The following is a 3,842-nucleotide window of genomic DNA, read 5'->3' on the forward strand; positions in this document are numbered from 1 at the left end:
GTTCATGTTCGAGGACGCCATGTCGATCTTTGCACGCAGGATTTTCTCGCCGTCCCTGAACTCACCCGCACGCATGCGCGCAAACAGGTCAAGGTTTTCTTCCACGGAACGGTTGCGGTAAGGACTGTCCTTACCCGGTTCGGTGAGCGTACCGCGGTACTCGCGGGTCTGTTCCGGTGTCAGGTCGCAGACATAGGCCTTGTCCTTTTTGATCAGTTCAACCGCGTAGTCATACAGGCGTTCGAAGTAGTCCGAAGCGTAGAACAGGCGATCACCCCAGTCATAGCCGAGCCAATGCACATCGCGCTTGATGGCCTCAACAAACTCGACATTCTCCTTATGCGGGTTGGTGTCATCGAAGCGCAGGTTGCAGGTACCGTTGTAATCCTCGGCAATGCCGAAGTTCAGGCAGATCGATTTGGCATGCCCGATGTGCAGGTAACCGTTGGGTTCGGGCGGGAAGCGTGTCGCCACCCGTCCGCCGTGTTTGCCACTGGCGATATCGGCATCGATAATATTGCGGATAAAGTTACTCGGCGTGCCGGTTTCTTCGTTACTCATCGTCCGTCATCCCTGCTCGACACGCTGGCGAATAAAATCGAGCGCCTTGTCGATACGGCGCAGGCAGGCCTCGCGGCCAACCAGATATAACGTCACATCGATACCCGGCGATGCGGCACGGCCCACCACGGCCACCCTCAGCGGCTGCGCGACCTTGCCCATTTTCAGCCCCAGCGCCTCGGACACATCCTTGACTGCCTGGTGACAGGTCTCCGCTGTCCAGGGTTCCAGCGTGGCCAGCACCTCGCGCATCTTTTCCAGTGGTTCCTGCGCCACCGGGCGTAAATGTTTTTTGGCTGCCTGTGCATCGTACTCGTCGAAGTCACGGTAGAAAAACTGGCTGATGTCGGCCATCTCCACCAGGGTACTGGCACGTCCCTGCTGCGCCTTGACGACCTCGTGCAGGTCCGGTTCGGGCGCCGGGTCTATCCCCATCAGTCCAAGGTGATAACTCAGGTAACGGGCAATGCGTTTGGGATCGGCAGCCATGATGTATTGCTGGTTCAGCCACAACAACTTGTCCGGGTTAAAACTCGATGCCGCCTTGTTCACATCATGGATATCGAACAACTCGATCATTTCATCGATGGAGAAAATCTCCTGGTCGCCGTGCGACCAGCCGAGCCTCACCAGGTAGTTAAGCAGCGCTTCCGGCAGGTAACCATCGTTGCGGTACTGGATCACGCTCACCGATTCACCGTGCACGCGCTTGGACAGCTTGGCGCCGTCTTCTGCCAGGATCATCGGCAGGTGCGCATAGGTTGGCTTTGGCAGACCCAGCGCTTCCAGGATATTAAGCTGGCGCGGTGTGTTATTGAGGTGATCATCGCCGCGTATGACGTGGCTGATGTTCATGTCCGCGTCATCGACAACGACTGTGAGGTTATAGGTTGGTGAACCGTCGCTACGCTGGATGATCAGGTCGTCAAGTTCATTATTGTTGAATACCACGCGACCACGAACCAGATCGTCAACTATCACTTCACCGTCCTGTGGATTGCGAAACCGGATCACGTAGGGTGCATCCGGTGAAGGCGGTTCGGCACCATTGCGGCAGCGCCCGTCGTAACGCGGTTTGATCTTTTTGGCCATCTGCTCTTCGCGCAGCTTGTCAATGCGCTCCTTCGAGCAGTAACACTTGTAGGCATTGCCACTATCCAGTAACTGCTGAATCACTTCCCTGTAACGGTCAAAACGTTCGGTCTGGTAGAACGGCCCCTCATCATACTCCAGGCCCAGCCAGGTCATACCTTCAAGAATGGCGTTGACCGACGCCGCCGTGGAACGCTCAAGGTCAGTATCTTCTATACGAAGCACGAACTGGCCGCCGTGCTTGCGCGCATGGAGCCAGGAAAACAGCGCCGTGCGTGCGCCACCTATATGAAGGTAGCCGGTCGGGCTGGGTGCAAAACGGGTTCTGACAGTCATGGAGAAGCAGTAACTCTTTGTGAAAAAGAGACATTGTAACAAAGCACTTGTTCGTCAGGTGCCCTGATTGTGCACGCCATCACATTTCTGCGGAAAGCACGCTTACCGGCCTTGACATCTCCTATTTTTGGGATATTATTCCCAATACTGGAGCGCAAAGCAGGGATTTACCTCATGCCACAGCACTCCACGCCCTACAGACATTTATGGAGGTTATTATGAAGATCAATCAGTTAACGAAAGTCGCCGGTGCAATCGCTGTGGTTATTGGCCTGTCCGCCTGCGGCGGTGGAGGTAGCGGCGGTACAAGTGCAACGGCAGGTACTGCGTCAGTTGGCACCATTACCGGGTTTGGTAGTGTGTTCATCAATGGCGTGGAATATGAAACCAACGGCACCAGCATTACCATCGACGGTGTACCCGGTACTGAATCCGACCTGGCCGTCGGCATGGTCGCGCGCCTGGACGGTAGCGCAACAGGTTCGAGAGGTGTCGCCGTCAGCATCGATGTCAACGACGAACTCGAAGGTGTTGTACAGAGCAACAACATTCCTCCCGCCGGTAGCACCGGCACCATGGTCATCATGGGCCAGACGGTAACCATCGACGCGAACACCCTGTTCGAGAGCAAAGTAGCCACCATCACCACGATTGACCAGATTACGGCCGGCAACATTGTCGAGGTCAATGGCTATAGTGACGGCAATGGCAACGTAACGGCCACGCGCATCGAAGTGAAGGCCGTGGACATGGCCAGCTACGGTGACAACATCGAGGTCAAGGGTGTCGTCAGCAATCTCGATAGCATAGCCCTGACCTTTGATATGGGCAGCCTCACCATCGATTACAGCGGAGCGGTTCTCGATAACATCACGCTCGCCGACGGTCTGTATGTCGAAGTAAAGAGCGACACTGCCCCGGTTGGCAACCTGCTTTCCGCCTCCCGCATCGAAATGGAAGATGATGGAGAAAAAGGCGTCCAGGGCGATGAAGGTGAAGAACTGGAGATCAAGGGCATTATCGCTTCAGTGACCGGCAACAACTTCCAGCTGATGGACGGAACGTCTGTTGTTACGGACACCGGCACCGAATTCGACGACGGTAACGCCAATCTTGTCGCCGGCGCCATGGTCGAAGTGGAAGGCCGCTTCAATGCAGCCGGAGAACTGGTAGCCAGGGAGATCAGCATGGAAGACAACGATGCCAGCTCACAAAGTGAGTTCAAGGACCTTGTTGTCGATGTGACGACTACTGGCGTCAACACCGGCACCGTCACCCTGCAGGATGGCAATGTATACCAGGTATCCAACACCACCATCATGAAAGACAGCAGCAGCAACGGTGTTCACCGCTTCAACCTGCAACAGCTGGAAACAGCATGGATGAATAATGAAGCACCCTACGTGGAGATCAATGCCTACACTGACACCACAACAGGAAACCTGGTTGCCGTGAAACTGGAGCGCGACGACCCTTAACAGCGTATCCCCCCATTGTGGCGGATCGTGCGCTCACGGTCCGCCACCTTTTTATTTCCGGGTCAATAAAGGCTTCTCCGTTGACCCGCCTCCCCCACCGCTCTAGAATCCACCACTCACACAAGCCGGGCGATTAGCTCAGTTGGTTAGAGTGCCGCCTTCACACGGCGGAGGTCACTGGTTCGAATCCAGTATCGCCCACCAAAATCAAGTAGTTACGAGCGCCTTGTAGCAAATACCCCGGATTTGCTCCAATTTGCTCCACTAGAAAGGCGTCACAGGTCCATCGAATCGCTACATGTCTCGTGTTTAACTAACTCGAGGATTTGCGATCATGGCAAATATCACCAAGCGCGGGCCGCGTTCCTACCAGGA

At 55.5% G+C, this 3,842-nt stretch carries 3 protein-coding genes and 1 tRNA gene; 2 read left to right on the forward strand and 2 right to left on the reverse strand.

Annotation, left to right across the window (positions count from 1 at the left end):
* On the reverse strand, nt 1–561 hold a 561-nt coding region (locus ACW81B_RS12010), incomplete at its 3' end, for a glutamate--tRNA ligase family protein (RefSeq protein ID WP_491580461.1).
* 6 nt (nt 562–567) lie between these two features.
* Nucleotides 568–1,989 (reverse strand): glutamate--tRNA ligase, encoded by a 1,422-nt coding sequence (gene gltX / locus ACW81B_RS12015; RefSeq protein ID WP_491580462.1) that lies wholly within the window; start codon nt 1,987–1,989, stop codon nt 568–570.
* A 218-nt stretch (nt 1,990–2,207) separates the two neighbouring features.
* Here gltX and ACW81B_RS12020 point away from each other — a divergent pair, with 218 nt between their 5' ends.
* Both ACW81B_RS12020 and ACW81B_RS12025 read left to right on the forward strand, forming a co-directional pair.
* Nucleotides 2,208–3,467, forward strand: coding sequence for a DUF5666 domain-containing protein (locus tag ACW81B_RS12020; protein ID WP_491580463.1), 1,260 nt, complete (start codon nt 2,208–2,210; stop codon nt 3,465–3,467).
* A 127-nt stretch (nt 3,468–3,594) separates the two neighbouring features.
* Nucleotides 3,595–3,671: transfer RNA gene (locus ACW81B_RS12025), tRNA-Val, on the forward strand.
* Nucleotides 3,672–3,842 lie beyond the last annotated feature (171 nt).

It is taken from the genome of Thiogranum sp., assembly GCF_058323355.1.